Genomic DNA, 20,980 nt, shown 5'->3' with positions numbered 1-20,980 from the left:
TGTTTGGGCAAAATCCCGTTAGGGATGAAATGTTTATAGCATCGTGTCATCGAACAAAGCGCCAACCCCATCGGGGTGACATGTTGCCGGGCGGCATGTTGGCGTTGCATCATATTTCAAAAACGATGAACATGTCACGCCGATGGCGTTTTGAATTTTTCATGATGGCGCTGGCTATAAACATTTCACGCCTCCGGCGTTGAAAGCGCTAGGCCCTCTGCTCCATGCCCTTCGCGCTTCTCGGCAACCGCACGACAAACTCCGTGAACTTCTTTTCTTCCGTTTCAACGCGAATCTCCCCGCGATGTTGCTGCACAATGATGTCGTAGCTGATCGACAGGCCCAACCCCGTGCCCTGTCCCGTTGGCTTCGTGGTGAAAAACGGATTGAAAATTTTCTCGCGGATCTCCGACGGAATGCCATTGCCGTTGTCGCGAATGCGGATTTCGATTTTGTCTCCAAAATTTTTCGTACTTACCGCAATCGTCGGCGAAAAACCACCCCCATTTGCTTTTTGCTCTTTGACCTCGGCGAGCGGCTCGACCGAGCTCGCCGAGGTCTCGGTCGAGCCGCCGGTTGCCTTTTGCTTCTGAAAAGCCGCGTAACACGCGTTATTCACCATATTCAAAAACACGCGGCTCAAATCCTGCGACACGACTTCGATTTTGCCAATCGTCTCGTCGTATTCCCTTTCAATTGTGACATTGAACGAGGGATCATTCGCGCGCATGCCGTGATAAACCAAATTTACCGCCTCGTCCAGCAAATGATTGATGTCCGTCATCTCGCGCTGGCCGGAGGAGCCGCGCGCGTGTTGCATCATGCTCTTCACGATATTGTCCGCGCGCTGGCCGTGGTGGTTGATCTTCTCCGCGTTTTGTTCCAGCATCGCGATAATCTCTTCCATATCTTCAAACTCATCCCCATTTACGTTTTTTGTTTTACGTTTTACGATTCCTTCCCGCAGCTCTGCCGCCAAATCCACCGACAGCGCGGCAAAGTTGTTCACAAAATTCAGCGGGTTCTTGATCTCATGCGCGATGCCGGCAGTGAGCTGGCCGAGCGAGGCGAGCTTTTCTTGCGTGACGAGTTGTTGTTGCGTGGCTTTCAGCTCGGCGTAGGCTTTCTCGATCTCGCGGGCCTGCTCGAGTTCACGCTGCATGGTGCGCTCGCGTTCTTTGCGGATCAGCCGCCGGCGCTGCACGCGATCGACCGCAAACACCAACAGGCCGAAAAGAACGGCATAGGCGCCATACGCCCACCAGGTTTTCCACCAGGGCGGCAGGATGGTGAGGCGCAGGCTGGCGCCCTCCATGTTCCAGACGCCGTGGCTGTTGGCGCCCCGCACCCGGAAAGTGTACTCGCCCGGCGGCACGTTCATGTAGGAGGGCGTCTCGCCGTCCCGGAGGTCTTTGCGCCAGCCCGTGCGGTCGTAGCCTTCGAGCATGAACTCGAGTTGGATGGATTTCGGGTCAAAAAAATCAAAACAAGCGACCGAGAAAGCCAGTACGTTTTGGTCGTGCGCCAACCGGAGAGCGGAGGTTTGCCAGACGGGTTTTTCCAGAATGCCCGGATAAAGATTGCCGGCACTATTGCCCGGCGTCACGGATTTGCCAAGCAAACGGAAAGCTGTGATGCGCACCCTGGGCGGGCGGTAGTTTTTTGCCCGTACGGTTTTTTCAGGATAAAAAGCCAGGAAGCCCTGCCGACCAGCAATCAGTATCTCGCCGTCGGCGGCGACGTGGAAAGCGCAGTTGGGCGCGCCGAGAGGCCGAACGCCAAAGGCTTCGCCGTAGGCATAAAACCGTTCCGTTTCGGGGTCGAACTCAAAAAGCCCGTTCCGCCCGTACAGCCATAAACTGCCATCGTTTCCTTTCGAGAGTGCAATATCCCCGCCTCCGCCTGCCCTTTTCAGGTTAATAATCGGGTCACTGAACTTTTGACGGCTCCCGTCTGCCAGGTTTAACTTTTGAAGACTGCCCACCTGGTCAACGAACCAGATGTTGCCTTGCCCGTCGCCGGTGATGTTCGAGGCGGAGCCTGTTTCTTTTTCTTTAATAAAATGGGTGAAAGTTTGCCGGGCGGGATTGAACCGGTCGAGAAAAAGCGGGCCGTCATCAAGGTTTTCCCATTCGCCACCGCCCACCCAGATGTTGCCATTTGCATCCAGCCAGGCACCTTGTGCTGCGTTGCCGCCGTTGCTTTTGGGGTTGGCGGGGTCATGCCGGTAATTGACGTATTCGCCGGTTTTGGGGTCGAGCCGGTACAAGCCCGTTGCCCAATCGGTCGCCCAGACGTACCCTTCCCGGTCGTGCACGATGCTTTCGATCCAGGTATCTCCGATGTGGTCGAGGTAGCGCCGGAACTTGCCTCGCCCACCACCGGCGGGATCACGCCGGAACAATCCCCGCTCCGTGCCGATCCACAGCACCCCCTCCCGGTCAACCGAAAGACAGGAAACCTGCCGGGCGCTCAATTCATCGTCCCGTTTGCCATCTGGGTTGCCGGTGGAAGCATGAAACACCCTGCCGGTTTTGCGGTCGTAGCGAATCAGAGGGATGCCGTTGCTAAATCCTAGCCAGATATTGCCTGCATGGTCTTTAGCAATGGAAGTTACACTATTGCCGATGGCTGCGTCTTTTCGATAATCAAAAAACGGGAATTGCTCGTCCTGCCTTCTTACTTTGAAAACGGTACTGCCGCCGGAGCCGGTGGCAATCCAGATAACGCCGTCAGCCGATTGAAAAGTTTGCCAGAGAAAATTAGTGGTCAGGTTGTATGCGCCTTTTTCAGCTTCAAAATGCCGAACCGCGCCGGATGCTGGGTCAAAGACAGTTAGCCCGGCAAAAGCGGCGGTTATCCAGATGCGCCCGTTCCGGTCTTCGAGGATAGAGGTAATGTGCCTGCTTGGCGCTTGGGCCACGAGACTCCGAAGCCTGGGGCTGCTCAATTTGTTGGGGTTTGCGGGGTCAAAGGTCAAGCGGGTGAACGTGCCTTTTTCCCGGTCCAGCCGGTGCAGCCCGTCACCGCCGGTTCCGATCCAAAAATTGCCTTTGCTGTCTTCCAGCATCCCCCGGACTTTGTTGTCGATGAGGCTGTTGGGGTTGGCGGGATCGTGGAGGTAGCGGGTGAAAGTTTCGGTTTTCGGATCGTAGCGGTTCAGCCCACCGAGTTTGTTCGAAGTGGCGAATGCTAAGCCCGTGCCGACCCAAAGCGTGCCTTGCTTGTCCACATAAAGCGCCCGCACCAGGTCGTAGGAAAGGCTGCGGGGGTCGTTGGGATCGTGGTGGAATTGCCTGAACTTGCCCGTTTTTCTGTCGAGCCGGTCCAACCCGCCCTCGCCGCCGACCCAGATGTAGCCCTGCCGGTCTTCGACGACGACGGAATTGGTGTTGTGGCTCAAGGATTCGGGGTTGTTGGGGTCGTGGCGGTAGTGGGTGAAGGTCTCCGTCGCCGGGTCGAAAGCGGTCAAACCGCCCGCGGCCCAATGCGTCATCCAGAGCACGCCCTTGCTGTCGAGAAAGATATACTCGACGTAGTCGCTGGAGAGGGAGTTGGCGTCAAGCGGGTCGTGTTGGTAGGTGACGAAGTTCTGCCCGTCGTAGCGGTGCAGCCCCGCCTGCGAGGCGAACCATAGGAAGCCTGTGCTGTCCTGCACTATGCCCTGCACGCTGTTGCCGCTGGCGCCGCCGGGCAACTCGAAGACTTCGAAACGAGGGTTGAAGTTTTGGAAATCGCCGGTGGCAGTCTGTGCAAAACCGGCGTTGACAGCGAAAAGAAGCAGGAAGGTTAGTTTTTTCATTTTTAGCTGTTTTTGGAAAGTAGTTGAAAATTTTTGTTTGGGATTGCCTTATAAAAGGCTAAATTCTATTTAACAAAAAAGAAAATAACAGCTTTGATTCGAGGTGCTATATGACTGAGCTGCAAATTAAAGTCGAGCCGGAATCGGCGCAAGCATTCAAGGCCATCTCGCAGAAAGTTTTTCGCGGCAACGACAGCCTCGCTTTTGAGCGTGCCGTGCAATTTCTGGGCTTGTTGGATGATCAGAATCATTTTGAGCGTTTCTGGGAAATTGCCGACCGCATGCGCAAACAAGTTCAAAAAGCCGGCGGCCTTTCGGCAAAGGAAATCGATCTCCTGGTTCGTGAATCGCGCGAGCGGCGGCGGAAACGCAACTCTCAATGATCGCCGTTATCGATACCAACGTTTTTATGGCGGCATTGCTGAATCCCTCCGGCGCACCCGCTAAGATTCGGCGGCGAAGGCGTGCGTATCGTGAACGTGGCCACTTTTCTGAAAGAGCTTGAGAAGGTTTCTCAAGATTGAGAATCTTGTTCAACATCTTTCGCCCTGGCTCCTCGGCAACCGCACCACAAACTCCGTAAATTTCCCTTCCTCCGTTTCCACCGCAATCTCCCCGTGATGTTCCTGCACGATAATATCGTGGCTGATCGACAATCCCAAACCTGTTCCCTGTCCGGTCGGTTTTGTCGTGAAGAACGGATTGAAAATCTTCTCGCGAATGTCTGGCGGAATGCCGTTGCCGTTGTCGCGAATGCGGATTTCGACTTTATCGCCCAGGTTTTTGGTAGCGACGGAAAGTATCGGCGAGAAGGCGACAGGCTTTTCTTTCTTCTTTTGCTGGGCGGCATAACAGGCATTGTTGACGATATTCAAAAACACCCGGCTCATATCCTGCGGCACAACGTCGAGCTTGCCGATCGAGGCGTCGAGTTCCTTTTCAATCGTGACGTTAAACGTCGCATCATTCGCGCGCATGCCGTGATAAACCAGATTCACCGCTTCATCCAGCAAACGGTTGACCTCCACCGGTTCGCGCTCGTGCGAGGAGCCCCGGGCGTGATCCATCATGCTTTTCACGATGTTGTCCGCACGCTTGCCGTGGTGATTGATCTTCTCGGCGTTTTGTTGCAACATGGCCAGAATGTCTTCAATCTCGCCCATCAGCTCGCTGATTTTTTTGTCTGCATTCGATGCCAGCGTTTCATTCAATTCTTTGGCCAGATCGATGGATAACGCCGCGAAGTTGTTCACAAAATTGAGAGGGTTTTTGATCTCATGCGCAATGCCGGCAGTGAGCTGTCCGAGCGAAGCCAGCTTGGCCTGAGTGACGAGCTGCTGCTGCGTCGTTTTGAGGTTTTGCAGCGTGGCATCCAGGCGGCGATAGGCATCGGCATTGTCGAGCGCGATGCTGGTGTAGGCCGCGAGGTTTTGCAGAAGATTGAGATGATACTCCGTATAAGCATTCTTCCGAAAGCTTTGGATGGCAATAACGCCCAGGACTTTCTCCTGCGAAATTAGCGGCAGGTAAATGATGGAATAAGGCTCTTCCGGACGTGTGCCATCTTCCAGCAGCGCGCCATTCACATTTGCCGAACGGAAGGCGCCGACATATTTGTTGTATTCTTGTGTCACATCATTGATAAAAACCGGCTGCCGGTTTTCAATGCACCATACCGGCAATTGATTTTTGTCGCTCATGGCGCGCGTGTAGGGCGCATAGCGCTTGCCGTTTTCAATCGCCAGGCGATACTCGATTTGTTCCTGCTCGGGGTCAAAAATGCCGACGCCAAAAATCGCCGCGTCCACCAATTGATTGACGTGCTCGTACAGCTTGTAAAAAATCGTGTCCACGTCCAGTGACGCCGTGATCTCTTTGCCGATCTCGCTGAGCAGTTCGACGTTCTCTTTTTGCGTCGCCAGCTCTGCGGTTCTTTCCTGCACCGCGATTTCAAGCTCGCGGCGACGTTCTTCGATTTTACGCGTCGCTTCGCGCACCATTTTTTCGTGCAATAAAGCGTTTTCCACCGCCAGCGTCGCTTGCGCGGCGACGGAAATCAGCAATTTCAACTCTCCCGCCGTATAGGCCGTGGGGGCCTCACTCACCAAAATGAGCACGCCTTTGACCTGTTCTTTCACTTTCAGGGGTGCACAAATCAAAGAGCTGATGGCGTTTTCGTTGTCATCCGCTCGCGGATCCGAGTTCACCTCATTGACGATTTCAGCGTTACCGGTCGCGGCAATACTTCCCACGATGCCTTCACCCAGCTTGCGGCCGTTGGCTGCAACGATGCCGTGGCCGAATGCGGCAACGCTGTCGAGCCTGCGCTGCTCTTCGTTCAGCAACATAACGGAACCGCCGCTCGCTTTGATGAGCTGGCGCGCCTGCTCGAGCGTTGCGCCCGCGATGGCAGAGACCTCGAGCGAGACCGCAAGTTTCTCGGAAAAACTATAGATTAAATTGGTTTCACGATACAAGCCGAGTACTTCGTTCCCGAGGGTTTTCTTCTCGCTTTCCTTGCCGGCAAGGTAGCTCAGCAGGCTTGCCACGGCCTCGGCTTTTTCGTTGCCGGTCACCCATCCGAGAATTTCACCGTCGCAGTGCACCGGGAATTTTGCCGGAGAACTTGCCAGGCCTTCTCCGAGCAGCAACTGACCTTCTGTATCCGTGATGGCAAGCGGCGCGCCGATGGCCTCCATGAGACGGGCGAGCACGGGCGCGGCTTCCTTTTTCTTGCCAACAAGATTTTTGAGATTTACGCGAGCCATTCGCACTCTCGGTTTTGATTCACAGGTTTTTCTACAGGGGTTGAAAAAACTGGCGTGTCGTCTGAGACGATTCCGCCGTGTCGAGATTGTTTCTTCTGCCGGGGCTAAATGCCATCATATGCCAAGCACCTCTTTGGCTTTCGCCAGCAGCGCATCCGGGTCGAACGGTTTGGTCATGTAGAGATCGGCGCCGACTTCCTGCCCTTTGTGTTTGTCAAACTCCTGGCCTTTCGCGGTCAGCAAAACGATGTGAATACCCTCGAGCTTCAATTCTTTTTTGACCGCCTGGCACACGTCGAACCCGCTCATCTTCGGCATCATCACATCGAGGAAGACGAGGTCGGGCTTTTCTGCCTTGATCGTCTCCAGCGCTTCTTCGCCATTGCCGGCGGTCAGCAATTCCACGCCCTCATCTTGCAGATCTTCCAGGGTTTGCTCGATCAGCATGCGCAGATGGGCTTCGTCGTCGACGATGAGGATTTTGTGATTCATAGATTCTCCTTAAGTGATAGATAAAAAATTACGAATAGGAACAACTCAACGGAAAAATAAAGCCTCACGCAAAGGCGCAGAGACGCAAAGATTACGCAAAGAAAGAAAAGCAAAGCTCTATTCCTCCAGTCCAAGCACAACTCGATGAATGCCTTCCTTCACTCGTTGAGATTTTCTTTGCGATATCACTGCGCCTTTGACTTCGGCGAGCTCAGTCGAGCCGCGGCTTTGCGTGAGAGTTTTTTCTTTTTACTCAATAGAATTTTTCTCCGCCTCCACCGGCAGCGCAAACGAAAACGTGCTGCCTTTTCCCAATTCGCTCTCAACCCAAATCCGCCCGCCGTGATGCTCGACGATCTCTTTGCAGATCGGCAGGCCCAAGCCCGTGCCCTTAGGCCGGTTGGACGACGAATCACCGACTTGCTTGAATTTCTCGAATACCTTCGGCTGATTCTCCGGGCTGACGCCGTCGCCGGTGTCGATCACGCTCACCACGATCTCGCCGTTTGAACCTTGTGCGCGGCAGGTGACCGAACCCGTGTCGGTGAATTTCACCGCGTTCGAGATCAGATTGATCACCACTTGCAGCAGCTTGTCGCGGTCGCCAACCAGCTCCGGCAGCTCGCCGTTGATTTCTTTGATGAACTTCAGCCCTTTGTTCTCAAACAGCGAAGAGGTCGCGGCGGCGGCGCGTTCCAAAAGCTCGGGCATGATGACCGGCTCTTTCTGCCATTCATATTTGCCCGCCTCGATTTTCGCGAGATCGAGCACGTCGTTGATCAGCTTGGTGAGGCGCTCGCCTTCGCTGATCACGACGGTGAGATTTTCCCTCACCTGCTGGACAGCCTTTTTGGTTTTCGGATCATCGGTTTGGGTTGCCGGAAAGACGCGCTCGGCCAGCCGCTTTTGGATGATCTTGGCAAAACCGATCACCGAGGTTAACGGCGTGCGCAGCTCGTGACTCACAAACGAAAGAAAGGTGCTTTTGGCCTCGTTCGCCTCTTGCGCAGCTTCGGCGCGCAGCTCCGATTCTCTTATTCTGGCCTTTTGTTCACGCTGCTGCAACTCGACTCTTCTGATCGTGTAAAGCAAGCCGAGGCCCAGCACGGCATAGAGCGCATACGCCCACGCGGTCTGATACCACGGCGGCGTGATCACAATGCGCAAGGAAGCGCCGGCTTCATTCCACACGCCGTCGTAGTTCGTGCCTTTGGCGCGAAACACGTACTCGCCGGGATCGAGGTTGGTGTAAACCGCGGTGCGCTCCTGGCTTGGGGCGTGCCAGTCGTCGTCATAATTCTCCAATTTGAACGAATAAAGATTGCGTTCCGGCATGCTGAAATCCAGCGCGGCAAACGTGAGCGCAATATCGTTTTGATCGTAAGCCAGGGTGATTTCTTCGGCCACGGCAATATCTTTCCGCAAGGGCGAGTCCTTGCCAATGGCAACGGGCCGGTTGTCGATCCGCACATCCGTCAACACAATCGGCGGCAGGTAATCACTGTCTTTGATGCTGTCCGGGTAAAACGCGTTGAAGCCGTGCTGTCCGCCGAAAAACAGCTCGCCGCTGCGACTCTTGTGGTGCGCAAAAAAACGAAATTCATTGTCCTGCAGGCCGTCTTCCTTGAAGTAATGATGAAACGTCCCACGCTCGGGATTGTACTTGCTCAATCCCCGCGCCGAGCTAATCCAGAGATTGCCGTGAGTGTCTTCCTCAATCCCATAAGCGGTATTTTGCAGCAAGCCGTCGGCCTCCGTAATAATTTTGGTCACGGTTTCGGTTTTCCGGTCAAACAGAGCCAGTCCCCTAATGCCGAGCCCACTATACCACAGCCGGCCCGCACGGTCAATGCGGAGCCGGCCCACACCAGAGGCGTCGAATGAATTTTCTTTGAAGCCTTTCAGCTTTCCAATAGCAGGGTCGAATTTCACCAAGCCGTTTTCGCCTTTCCCCAGCCAGAGCACGCCCACATCATCTTCCACAATATCAAGTAGTGGGCCGCCGGAATACCAGTCGCTATTCTCTTCAAATTCACGATAGGCGGTGAAGGTCTCAGTCTTCGGATCAAAGCGATGCAACACGCCATTCCAGGCACCCACCCACAGCACGCCGGAGCGATCTTCGAAAATGCTGGCGATACCATTCGTGGTGAGGCTTTGGGGATTCCGTGGATCATGTTGATAGCGCTTGAAAACCTTTTTGTGGGGATCAAACTTGTGAAGTCCTTCATTAGAGCCTATCCAAATCGCGCCGTTACGGTCTTCAATAATATCCCAAATCGCCGTGGCGTTCAGGCTGTCACGGTGCGCCGGATCGCTTTTAAAATAAGTGTATGTCCCGTTTTGCCGGTCGAGTCGGTAAAGCCCCTCCATATCGCCGCCCAGCCAGATATTGCCGGCGCGATCCTCACAAATGGCCCGAATATATTTTCCATAAAAACTGTTGGCCTCATCAGGCTGCATGGTGTAATGCGGGAACTTCAACGCCTTGGGATTCAGTTTGAATACGCCGTCGTTCCAACTGCCGGCCCAGAGGAGACCGGAACGATCAACCAGCACGGCCCCTAAACGATTGCTCAGATCTATTGGATACCGGGTAACCTGGGAGGTTTGGGGGTTGAAGCGATTAAGCTGATTAGAAGAAGAACCGACGATGCCGGCAACAATCCAAAGCTCCCCGTTGGCATCTTCATCGATGCAATTTATTTCGTTGCTGCTGAGACTGTGCGGATCATTGGGATCGTGCTGATAGCGCGTAAACGTTAGCGTGGTTCGGCCAAACCCTCCGGCCGGGTTCTCGGAAGAACCCGCGGCCGGTTGTACAAGTTTATTCAACCCACCACCATCAGTGCCGATCCATAAGGTACCACGGCGATCTTGAAACATCGTCCAAATGGAATTGCTGCTGATGCTATGAGGATCATGGGTGGGGATGAAATGATGGGTGACACGCTCCGCTTCGAAATTGAATCGTAACAAACCATTTCCATTGGTGCCCACCCAAAAGATGCTATCGTTTTCACAAAAAATACTGTTAAACTCAGGCCGAACCTGCCAATTCAACGGTGGGAGATTTCCCAGAAGCCACAAGGAATCGCCGGGCGCTAGGGGTGGCGTTAGACGACGCTTGGTGTTGACTTGAAATCGGATGGTGGTTGATCGTGCAGCGTTACCGGTAGCGTGAGTAAGATCGCCCGTTTCGAAATCGTTCGGAGCGCCAAAGTCAACCGGAGAGAGATCGATATCTCCGCCGCGCAAAATGATCGTGCGGTTTCCGTGAGGCGGATTGGCGGGATTGGGCCCCTCTTCCCAAATCATGGAACCATTGGGGTGGCGCACCGCAAATTTATATTCCAGCGTGTAGCCATATTCAGAGGCGGGAAAAGTGACGCGGGTTTCATAGATGCCGTCATTGTCGGCATCGTTTAATCTCATGTTATCGGCTGCCCTGTTGAAAAAGTTACTAATGCTCTCAACCGGAACCAGCGTTTCTCGCGCCGGGTCAAATTGGTACAGCCCGCGAGCCTCAACGCTCACCCAGAGTCTGCCCTGCCTCGCGGGATCTCCGGTAATATGGACCACTTTGTAGTGCTCGAGGTTTTCTGCTCCAACTTGCAGGGGATAGTGCAGAAAGCGGTCGGAATCCCGCAGGTAGCGGTGCAGCCCGCCGTCGCCGCCGATCCAGAGATTCCTGTCGGCATCTTCATACAACATCCCCTGCGAACCATAGCGCACCCCCTGCGAAATATTGAGGAAATTTCTGCTTCGAATACTTCCGGGGTCATCGGGGTTTGGCAGGTAGACTTTGAAGGCGTAGCCGTCATATTTGTGCAGGCCGTACTGCGTGCCCAGCCAGAGAAAGCCCAGGTGATCCTGCAGCATGCATAGGACGCTGTTTTCCGCCAGCCCGTCCGAAGCATTCAGCCGCTGGATCGCCATCTCGTTGCGCTGAGCCGAGAGACTGCCGGCGCCGCTCGCCATGCAAGCCAGCACCAGCAGGAGAATTTTTGGAAATGGTTTCATGAGAACCTCTTTTGCTTTATGAACATGCCACGCCGATGGCGTTTGGGTTTTTCATTATGGCGCGAGCTATAAACATTTCACGCCTCCGGCGTTATTGAATGCGACACTGCTCAAAAACCCATAGGGTTGAAATGTTTATAGTAACGCAATATTAGAACAAATCGCCAACCCCATCGGGGTGGCATGTGCCGTGCCGCATGTTCGTTGTTATTTCGTAAAATCAACTTGTCACGCCTACGGCGTTTTAATTTCGCTGATGGCGCTGATCTATAAACATTTCACGTCTCCGGGGTTGGCAAATGCAACCCTCAAAAAATACTGTAGGTTTATAGAATCATGACATCGAACAAGCCGCAAACCCCATCGGGGTGACATGTGCTGTGGCGCATGTTCTTCATTGTCTCGTTTAATCAACATGTCACGCCGATGGCGTTTTTAAATTTTATTGCTGTGCACGTCTACAAACATTTCACGCCTCCGGCGTTTGAATTTTCGTGATGGCATGGGTCTATAAACAGATCATGCCTCCGGCGTTGGCGAAGGCGACACCGATACAAAACTCGTAGGGTTGACATGTTTATAGAATCGTGACATCGAACAAGCCGCAAACCCCATCGGGGTGACATGTTCTGTGACGGATATTGATCAATGCTTTTCTTTGCGAACATGCCACGCCGATGGCGTTTTGAATCTTTGTGATGGCGCTGGTCTATAAACATGCCACGCCTACGGCGTTTTAAAATTTTATGATGGTACCGGGCTATAAACATTTCGCGCCTCCGGCGTTTTATTTTTCCGGAAGCTCATAAAACTCAAACAAATACTTCTCGTCGTATTCAACGTTGAAATTCTTCAACATCTCCACGTATTCTTCTTTGAACGTCTTTTTCGCGTGATGCTTCTCCTGATTCAAAATATATTTGGCTACGGCATCAATCTGCGAATGCGCATAAGAAAAAGCGCCGAAACCTTTTTGCCAATTGAACTTCCCCCGTATCCATCTCTTTTCGTTAATGAAATTCGAAGAATTGTTTTTGACGTCGCGGATCAAATCGGACAACGCGATACTCGGTTTCATGCCGATAAAAATGTGCACATGATCCAGCATACTGTTGATGGCGATCAGCTTCTGGCCTTTGTTTTGAATGATGCCGGTGAGGTACTTGTGCAATTCTTCCTTGTTCTCTTTTCTAATCAGGTTGTGTCGTCCTTGCACTGTGAAGACGACATGAACATAGATTTGGGTATAGGTGTTGGCCATATGCTACCTCGCATATTGTTTGTTTCCTCGTTTAAAGAACATGTCACGCCGATGGCGTTCTTGAATTTTCATTATGTTGATGACTATAAACATATCACGCCTCCGGCGTTGCCGAATGCGACACCGATTCAAAAACCCGTAGGGTTGACATGTTTATAGAAACGTGATTGAGAAAAGAACCGCCAACCCCATCGGGGTGGCATGTTGCTGTGCCGCATGTTGGTTGTTATCTCATTGAATCAACATGCCACGCCGACGGCGTTGGCGAGGCGTTTTTTCACGCAAAGGAGCAGAGCCGCAGAGATTACGCAAAGTTTTTGCTCTTGCTTTTCTTTGCGGTGTCTCTGCGCCTTTGCGTCTTTGCGTGAATGCTTTTGCTTTTTATTCGCCAGAGTTTTTCTCTGTGTCAACCGGCAGCGCGAACGAAAACGTGCTGCCCTTGCCCAATTCGCTTTCCACCCAAATGCGGCCGCCGTGATGCTCGACGATCTCTTTGCAGATCGTCAGGCCGAGGCCGGTGCCTTTCGGTTTGTCGGTCAGCGTGTCGCCCACTTGCGTGAATTTCTCGAACACTTTGGGCTGGTCTTCCGTTGAAATGCCGATGCCGGTATCGCTGACGCTGATGACGATCTCGCTGTCTTTCCGTTTGGCGCAGCAGGCCACCTCGCCTTTTTCCGTAAACTTGACCGCGTTGGAAATGAGATTGATCACCACCTGGATCAGCTTGTCCCGGTCGCCGATAATTTCTGGCAGATCACCATCCAGGTCTTTGATCAGTTTCAGGCCGCTGCTCTCGAACAACGAGGCGGTAGCAGCGGCCGCGCGCTCGATGATTTCCGGCACAGCCAGGGTCTCCATGTTCCATTCAACTTTGCCGGCTTCGATCTTGGCGAGATCGAGCACGTTGTTGATCAGCGTGGTCAGCCGCTCGCCTTCGACGACGACGACGTTGAGATTCTCCTTCACCTGATCGACGAGGCGCTGCGTCTTGCGATCATCATTGTGCAGCAGTGGAAACAGCTTCTCCTCCAGCCGGTTCTTGATGATCTTGGTGAAACCGAGCACCGAAGTGAGCGGCGTGCGCAGCTCGTGGCTGACGTTGGAGAGAAAGTCGCTCTTGGCCTGGCTGGCGGCTTCGGCGGCGGCGCGCGCTTGTTGCATCTCTTCGAACAGTCGGGCGTTCTCGAGGGCAACGGTCGTGTAAGCCGCGAGATTTTGCAGAATGCCCAAATGATAGTCGGTGTAGGCGTTTTTCTTGAAGCTCTGAATGGTGATGACGCCCAATACTTTTTCCTGTGAGATGAGCGGCAGGTAAATGATGGAGAGCGGCTCTTCCGGAAGCGTGCCGTCTTCAAGCACCATGCCGTCCACGTTGGCCGATTTGAATGCGTCAAGATAACGGCTGTATTCTTGCGTCACATCATTGATGAAAACCGGCCGGCGATTGTCGATGCACCACACCGGAAATTGATTTTTGTCGCGGGTGTCGCGCGTGTAAGGCTCGTAACGCTTGCCCTTTTCAATGGCGAACTTGTACTCGATCTGATTCCTCTCCGGCTGATAAATGCCGACGCCAAAGATCGTCGCGTCGACCAACGCATTGATATGTTCGTAAAGCCGATAAAAGATGATCTCGAAATCCAGCGAAGCGGTGATCTCCTTGCCGATGTCGCTCAGCAGCTCGACATTCCTCCGGCGCTCGTTTTCGGCCTCGGCGCGCAGTTGCGCTTCCCGCAGCGCCGCCCGCTCCCGCTCGTGCCGACGCAGGCGCCGTCGTTGAATTCGATCCACCGCAAAAATGAAGGCCGCCAGCAAAAGTCCGTAAACCGCATACGCCCACCACGTTCGCCACCACGGCGGGGTGATGATGATTTTGATCGACGCGCCTTTTTCATTCCAAACACCGTCGTTGTTCGAGGCTTTGACGCGGAACACGTATTCGCCCGGATCGAGATTGGTGTAAGTCGCGGTGCGGCTCGTTCCGGCTTGCTGCCAATCGGCATCGAAATTCTCCATCTTATAAGCATATTGATTTTTCGAGGGCGCGGTAAAATCCAGCGCGGCAAATTCAAACGAGAAAACTTTGTCCTCATAAGAAAGCGTGATCTCCTCGGTTTCCGAAATCGCCTGCGCGAGCGGCGAGCCGGGGGTTTTGTGGGAAATCGATTTGTTGAGGATCTGAAAATTCGTGAACACCACCGGCGGCGCATGGGGATTGTCGCGAAAGTCTTCGGGATAAAACGCATTGAAACCGTTGATGCCGCCAAAGAACAACTCGCCGCTCGCGCTTTTAAAATAGGAGGTGGAATTGAATTCATTGTCCTGCAATCCGTCTTTGGCGTCGAAGTTTTTGAAAACATGGGTACGAGGGTTGAATTTCGACAAGCCGTAATTCGTGCTCATCCACAAATTGCCCTCTTTATCGTCGAGTATCGCATAAACGACGTCGTTGGGCAAGCCGTCTTTGGCGGTGAAATGCGTGAAAGTCTCGGTTTGCCGGTCGAAACGATTCAGCCCGCCGCCGGCAGTGCCGACCCAAAGATAACGCTCGGGTTCGAACGGATCGGCAATAACAGCGCGCACGATGTTGTGGCTCAAGCTCGCGCGATCTTGCGGATCGTTGCGATAGCTTTTGAACGTTTTCTGACTGGTGTCAAAAAACCTCAAGCCTTCAGCGGTGCCGAGCCAGAAATCGCCGTTACGATCTTCGTAAATAGAGATGTATTCCGACCATTGCAATGACGTGGGATTATCCGTATTGAGAAAACCGAAGTACTCAAATTTGCCCGTGGCCTGATCCAGCCGGCAAAGGTTTCGCTTCGTCGTAATCCAAATATCCCCGCGCCGATCTTCGTGCACCTTATAAACGAAATTTGTGAAGCCGGCCTCCGGCTCGAGATCAAAATAGGAGACATTTTCAAACCTGTTGCCCTGCCAGTCCGCGCGGATTAGTTTATTGGAGGAGCCGAACCACATTCTCCCTTGCCGATCTTGCAGTATCGAATACACGAAACCCCAATTGGGTATACCGGGGGGTATATACATCTCGACCAGCTCCTCGGTAATGCGATTCAAGCGAAAGAGCCCGCCGGCAGCCGATCCCAGCCATACATTGCCGTCGCGCGTTTCGCAAATGCCGCGTAAGCTTTTGCCGCGCCACAATGCCAATTTGCCGTCGCGCCGCCGGCGGTTGAAACGCTCGGCCTGGGGATCGTAGCGAAACAAGCCATTGCCGTTCGAGCCGAGCCATAAGACGCCGGCGCTATCTTGCAGCACTCTCGTCAAACCGTGTTCGGGGAAATTGCCCGGGGTGCTGGATTCAAACCGATAGTCGTTAAACACTTTTGTCTTAGGGCCCAAGCGCGCCAGCTCGTAAACGGTTGCCATCCAAATTGTGCCCTCGCGATCCTCCGCCATGCCACCGGCGTTGGCCCACCAGGTGTATTGCAGGTCTGTCGGGCGCTCCCAAAAGGGATAGTGTGAAAAGCTCTGCGTACGCACGTCCCAACTGATGAGGCCTGGGCCGCATCCAATCCAGAGCTTGCCGTTGCGGCCCTTGATGAGAAAACGGACATCACCGGGATTATCAAGAATCGCTTGCCACTTCGCATCATCGGCAGGGGCGCAGTCAACTTTGGTGAGTGTGTAGCGCTCACCGTTTTTCTCGGGCATGAGCTTGTACACGGCGCCGGCATCGAACCACACCGCGCCGCTGTCGTCGACGACCACGTTGCTCACCGCCGGACTATTGAAGCTTTGCGGGTCGTCGGGATCGCGCGTGAAGTGCGTCATCTGCGCGCCGGTAAAATCCTTGGCGCCAGCGGGAAGTGTGATGCGGCTTAGCCCGTCGCCGCTGCCAATCCACACCGCGCCGTGCGCATCTTCGGCAATTCCATAAGCGCTGATCGTTCCGTGGCGTATCGTATTGGGATTGGCGGAATCCGGCAGCAAGTGATAAAAAACTTCGGCGCGCCGGTCGAACAAATTCAACCCGCGCAGGGTGCCCACCCAAATGCGTCCGCTGCGGTCTTCCAAAAGCGCCGTGATATGACTGTCCGAAAGCGAAGTCGAATCATAAGCATCGAATTGATAGACGGTAAATTTGTAGCCGTCGAATCGATTCAAGCCGTCTTTGGTGCCGCCCCAGAGAAAGCCCTTGCGGTCTTGCATGAGGCACGTAATGAGATTCTGCGACAGCCCCAGCTCGCTGGGAACGCGGTCGAGGCGAGGAGTGCTCTGTGCATGAAGGTTCGGTTGCACGCTCAGCAGCAACAACGCCATCGCGCCGATGATTTTTGCTCGGAACATTTTGGGGATGGGTTTTATCATCGCTTCTTTGGTTATAAACACACCGAATCGGCATCAAAAGCCAATAAATCTCCAACGGATAGATTAAGACCAACTGATAAAACTTTTGCTTTTCATCCGTTGGTCTTAATCTATCCGTTGATAAAGAGCTTTCAGAATTTTATTCTGAAATTGAAAAGCTAACTGTTTAGTAATGTACACCACGAAGCTCCAGTTTTCTTTTTCCAAAATTGACAATCAGGCCGGTTGAGAGATTGAGATGTTTCAGAAAAGTCTGCATACGCACGGCGTGCTCCGGCAGGATGCTATCTTGCAAGGCGGTAACGTCACAGAGAATTCGATTCTCAATCAGCCAAAACCGCATTGGAAATGAGCGAATAAGCTCACCGTCATACATGACGTCGACTTTCTTTCCCTTTTCCATTTTGATTTGGCGATATTGCAGTTCTGCCTTGACCAAATCCTGATATACGGATTTTCCATATCCCAAACCGTGGGTCTCCAATACAAATAAGATAGCATCTCGCAGCTTTGCCAGTGTTTGGCGTTCAGGCTCAGTTAAGGTTCCTTTTATATAACCGTACTCTTCAGTAATTTCTTTTGGCTTTTCACTAAATGGAATCCGTTTAATTTGCAGCCTAGGGAATCCCCAATTGACCAGAAGCCCCAAATGCTTTTGCCAAAGTTTGAGATGCGACAGAATTTGAATGTAGTTCGCTCGCAGAAAACCACATCGCAAGCATTTCAGTTCAGCAATGACCGTATCGTCAGCCAGAAAATCTAACTCAAAAGCCCTGACCGCCACACCCCGATGCGTTAACCCCCGCTGTTGCTTTGACACAAACGGCATCCCTGCTTTCATAAAGCGGCGAATCAAGCCTTGATGATAGGTTTCCTCATCGAAACCCACTCCTAATTCATTGTGTACATCAATCATACACTTTCGCAGCTCGAAGGTCAACTCTTTATGCAAAAGCGCCATAATCAACCTCCAAGAAGATATTTTGGATTAGTTAATCAATGTCACCAACCGATCAAAAATAAAAGCCTTTATCCGTTGGTCTTAATCTATCAGTTGGGGCTATAGTTTTACAAGAAACTCACTGATACACCAAAAACAACACATCCTCCAGCCCCTTCTCGAAGCGCAGCGTTTTCACCAATTCTTGCTTGCCCGACAGCATCGAATTCAAAATGATAATATCGGGCTTCTCGGAAACCGCTTTCTGCACCAACTCCGGGCCGTTGGCTGCGACGACGTGATAGCCGCGCGCTTGCAGCACCTCCGCCAACGTCTTCACCGTCGAGGCGTCTTCATCGACGACCATGACTTTACGGTGCGACTTGCCCTGCTCCAGCAGCGCGCCGACTTCACGAAGCAGCGCTTCGGTGTCGATGGGCTTGGTGAGATAGCGGTCGACGCCGAGGCGGAAGCCGCGCTCGCGGTCTTGCACGATCGACAAAATCAAAATGGGAATGTCCATCGTCGAGGGATCGTTCTTCAGCACGGCGGCAACGTCGAAGCCGTTCATCTCCGGCATCATCACGTCGAGGATGATGAGATCGGGATGCTCGCGGCGGACTTGTTCGAGCGCCTCGCGGCCGTTGCTCGCGGTGCGCACTTGATAGCCCGCTTCTTGCAGATTTTGATTGAGCAGCTCGCGAATCGAGGCTTCATCATCCACCACCAAAATGCGGGGCTTGCCATTCTTCGATTTCATCGCCGTGGTCTGCACGCGCTGCTTGAGTTGCGCCATCAACGCGGCGAAATTAACATGCGCTAATTCGCCCTCGTGCGCGGTTTGGCTTTTGATCGGCAGCGCGAAGGAGAAGGTGCTGCCCTTGCCCAACTCGCTCTCCACCCAAATCCGGCCGCCGTGATGCTCGATAATCTCCTTGCAAATCGTCAAGCCCAGGCCGGTGCCTTTGGGCTTGTTGGTGAGCGTCTCGCCGACCTGCTTGAATTTTTCGAACACTTTCGGTTGATCTTCCGGCGCGATACCCATACCGGTATCGATGATGCTCACCACAATCTCGCCGTTTTTCTGCTGCGCGCGGCAGGTCACCGAGCCTTTGTCGGTAAATTTGACTGCATTGGAAATAAGATTGATCACCACCTGAATCAATTTGTCCTGGTCGCCGATGATTTCCGGCAAACCGGCGGCAATTTCCTTTTTCAATTTCAGGCCGCTGCCGTCGAACAACGAGGCGGTGGCGGCAGTTGCGCGCTCGATGATGTCCGGCACGCTGAGTTTTTCCTCATGCCACTCGATCTTGCCGGCTTCGATCTTGGCGAGATCGAGCACGTTGTTGATGAGCGTGGTCAAACGCTCGCCTTCGGCGATGACGACGTTGAGATTCTCCGCGACTTGATCGATGGTGCGCTTCACTTTGCTATCTTCGGTTTGCAGCAGCGGGAAGATTTTTTCATCCAACCGCTTTTTGATAATCTTCGCAAAGCCGAGCACCGAGGTGAGCGGCGTGCGCAGCTCGTGGCTGACGGTGGAGAGAAAGCTGCTCTTCGCCTCGTTGGCTTCTTCGGCAGCGGCGCGCGCTTCCTGCGTTTCTTCGAACAAGCGGGCGTTGTGCAAGGCGACGCCGACGTTGGCCGCGATCGTGTTCAGCAGCCGCAAATCGGCCTCCGTGAAGCGATTCTCCTGCTCGGAACTTTGAGCGCTGATCACGCCGATGACTTCGGTTCCCACCGGAATCGGCACGCCGAGGTAAGATTCTGCCTTGACGCCAATGTCCTCAATTCCGAGCTTCGTATAGCTTGCATCAACGTCTTCGTTGATGAGCAGCGGTTTGCCGGTTTTGATGATTTGCGAAGTCAAGCCTTCACCGAAGGCCATGGGCGCAGCGTCCTCGCCGAAGCTGTAGGGGAAATGGATCAGGTTCGTCGCTTTGTCGAGCAGCGCCACGTAAACGATGTTGGCTCTGAACACCTGCCGAATCTGCTCGCCCACCAATTGAATGAGATCATCTTGATTTAGTTGCGAGGCCAGCGCCTCGCTGATGCTGTTGACCGTCGCCAACTCGGCGGCGCGCTGCTTGGTGTCGGCCAGCAGGCGATTGGTTTCATGGAAGAGCCGGGCGTTCTCCAGCGCGACGCTCATGCTGTTCGCGAGCGTCGAGAGCAGCCGCACGTCCGATTCGCTGAAAGCATGCTCGCGATCGACGTTTTGCAAGCTGATCGAGCCTTTGACCGTGTCGCCAACGAGCATGGGCATGAACACTGCGGACTTCGGCGGTTTGCCAACCGTCACGCCTTTGCCGCCAAACGTGCGCGCGGTCTCGGCGTAGTTTTCATTGATCACCAGCGGCAGGCGCTTGCGGATCAGCTCGCGGTTCGCCCAAATTATCGGACGCGGCGCGCTTTCCAAGCGTTCGCCTTTTTCAATGCCGTAGTGCCAATGCTCGAGGCCAGCCGCATGATCGAAGGTGCGAATGATGACGGTCTGAGTATCGAACAACGTACAAATACGATTGCCCACCAGCTCGTAGATCGCCTGCATGTCCAGCTCGCGCACCAAGCCTTCTTGCACGCTGTTGATCACCGCCAGCTCGGCGTTGCGCTGCTCGGTTTCTTTCAGCAGCCGGTTGGTCTCATCAAACAACCGCGCGTTCTCCAGCGCCACGCTCATGCTGTTGGCGAGGGTTTGGAGCAGACGCACATCTGAATCCGTAAAGGCATTTTTGCGATCAAGATTTTGCAGCGAGATGACCCCCTTCGCTTCGTCGCCCACCACGAGCGGCACAAACAAAACCGACTCGGGGGGTTCACCCGAAATCGCCGTTGGGTTGCCGTACTTGGCGCCTTCCTCATCAATATTCTTGTTGATCATCAGTGGTTGGCGGGTGTGCATGACATGCCGCCGAAATCCGATCAACGGGATTGGCTCATCGGGGAAGCGCACTCCCCGTTCGATGGCGTACGGGAAGCGCAGAAGATTGGCGCTGCGGTCATAGATGGCGATGTCCACCACTTGCGCGTCAAAAATTTCACGAATCTTGTCGCCGATCAGATCATAAATGGCTTGCATTTCCAATTTGGAGGCCAGCCCTTGCTGCACGCTATTGATGATGGCCAGTTCATTGACTTTTTGTTGAATTTCCTGCGTGCGCTCCTCCACCATCTTTTCCAGCTCGCGATGGCGGGCCTCGAGCTGGCGCGTGCGTATTCTGACCAGGCCGATGACAAAACCTCCCGCTGCCAAAAGATAGAAAAGATAAGCCCACGCGGTGCGATACCACGGCGGCAGAATCTTAAATTCATACACCGCTTCACGGCTCTCGTGCTGATAGATATTCTTGGCCTTCACCCGG

9 protein-coding genes are annotated in these 20,980 nt (G+C 53.6%); 1 reads left to right on the top strand and 8 read right to left on the bottom strand.

The genetic code is table 11. The annotated features are described in order from the left end of the window. Positions 1–208 precede the first annotated feature (208 nt). Positions 209–3,802 (bottom strand): hypothetical protein, encoded by a 3,594-nt coding sequence (locus FBQ85_04785; protein MDL1874474.1) that lies wholly within the window; start codon positions 3,800–3,802, stop codon positions 209–211. A 110-nt stretch (positions 3,803–3,912) separates the two neighbouring features. Between FBQ85_04785 and FBQ85_04780 the strand changes: the two genes are divergently transcribed. Next, on the top strand, positions 3,913–4,185 hold the full coding sequence (locus FBQ85_04780; protein ID MDL1874473.1) for a hypothetical protein: 273 nt from the start codon (positions 3,913–3,915) through the stop codon (positions 4,183–4,185). Between the two features lie 150 nt (positions 4,186–4,335). On the opposite strand, the gene FBQ85_04775 is transcribed toward FBQ85_04780, so the two are convergent. From FBQ85_04775 to FBQ85_04745, 7 genes are all read right to left on the bottom strand, one after another. Continuing rightward, complete coding sequence (locus FBQ85_04775; protein MDL1874472.1) at positions 4,336–6,570, bottom strand: GAF domain-containing protein; 2,235 nt, start codon at positions 6,568–6,570, stop codon at positions 4,336–4,338. Positions 6,571–6,684: 114 nt separating this feature from the next. After that, positions 6,685–7,062 (bottom strand): response regulator, encoded by a 378-nt coding sequence (locus FBQ85_04770; GenBank protein ID MDL1874471.1) that lies wholly within the window; start codon positions 7,060–7,062, stop codon positions 6,685–6,687. Between the two features lie 249 nt (positions 7,063–7,311). Next, on the bottom strand, positions 7,312–11,085 hold the full coding sequence (locus FBQ85_04765) for a hypothetical protein (GenBank protein MDL1874470.1): 3,774 nt from the start codon (positions 11,083–11,085) through the stop codon (positions 7,312–7,314). 787 nt (positions 11,086–11,872) lie between these two features. Then, on the bottom strand, positions 11,873–12,346 hold the full coding sequence (gene tnpA / locus FBQ85_04760; GenBank protein MDL1874469.1) for an IS200/IS605 family transposase: 474 nt from the start codon (positions 12,344–12,346) through the stop codon (positions 11,873–11,875). 381 nt (positions 12,347–12,727) lie between these two features. Further along, positions 12,728–16,675, bottom strand: coding sequence for a GAF domain-containing protein (locus FBQ85_04755; GenBank protein ID MDL1874468.1), 3,948 nt, complete (start codon positions 16,673–16,675; stop codon positions 12,728–12,730). Between the two features lie 166 nt (positions 16,676–16,841). Further along, a complete protein-coding gene (locus FBQ85_04750) occupies positions 16,842–17,636 on the bottom strand; it encodes a GxxExxY protein (GenBank protein MDL1874467.1) in 795 nt (264 codons plus the stop codon). Positions 17,637–17,754: 118 nt separating this feature from the next. After that, positions 17,755–20,980: response regulator (locus FBQ85_04745; GenBank protein MDL1874466.1), on the bottom strand; the 3,226-nt coding region annotated here is incomplete at its 5' end.

It is taken from the genome of Cytophagia bacterium CHB2, assembly GCA_030263535.1.
Lineage (GTDB): Bacteria > Zhuqueibacterota > Zhuqueibacteria > Zhuqueibacterales > Zhuqueibacteraceae > Coneutiohabitans.
The sequence above is the reverse complement of the archived record's forward strand: the minus strand, read 5'-3'. Positions and strand labels throughout refer to the sequence as shown.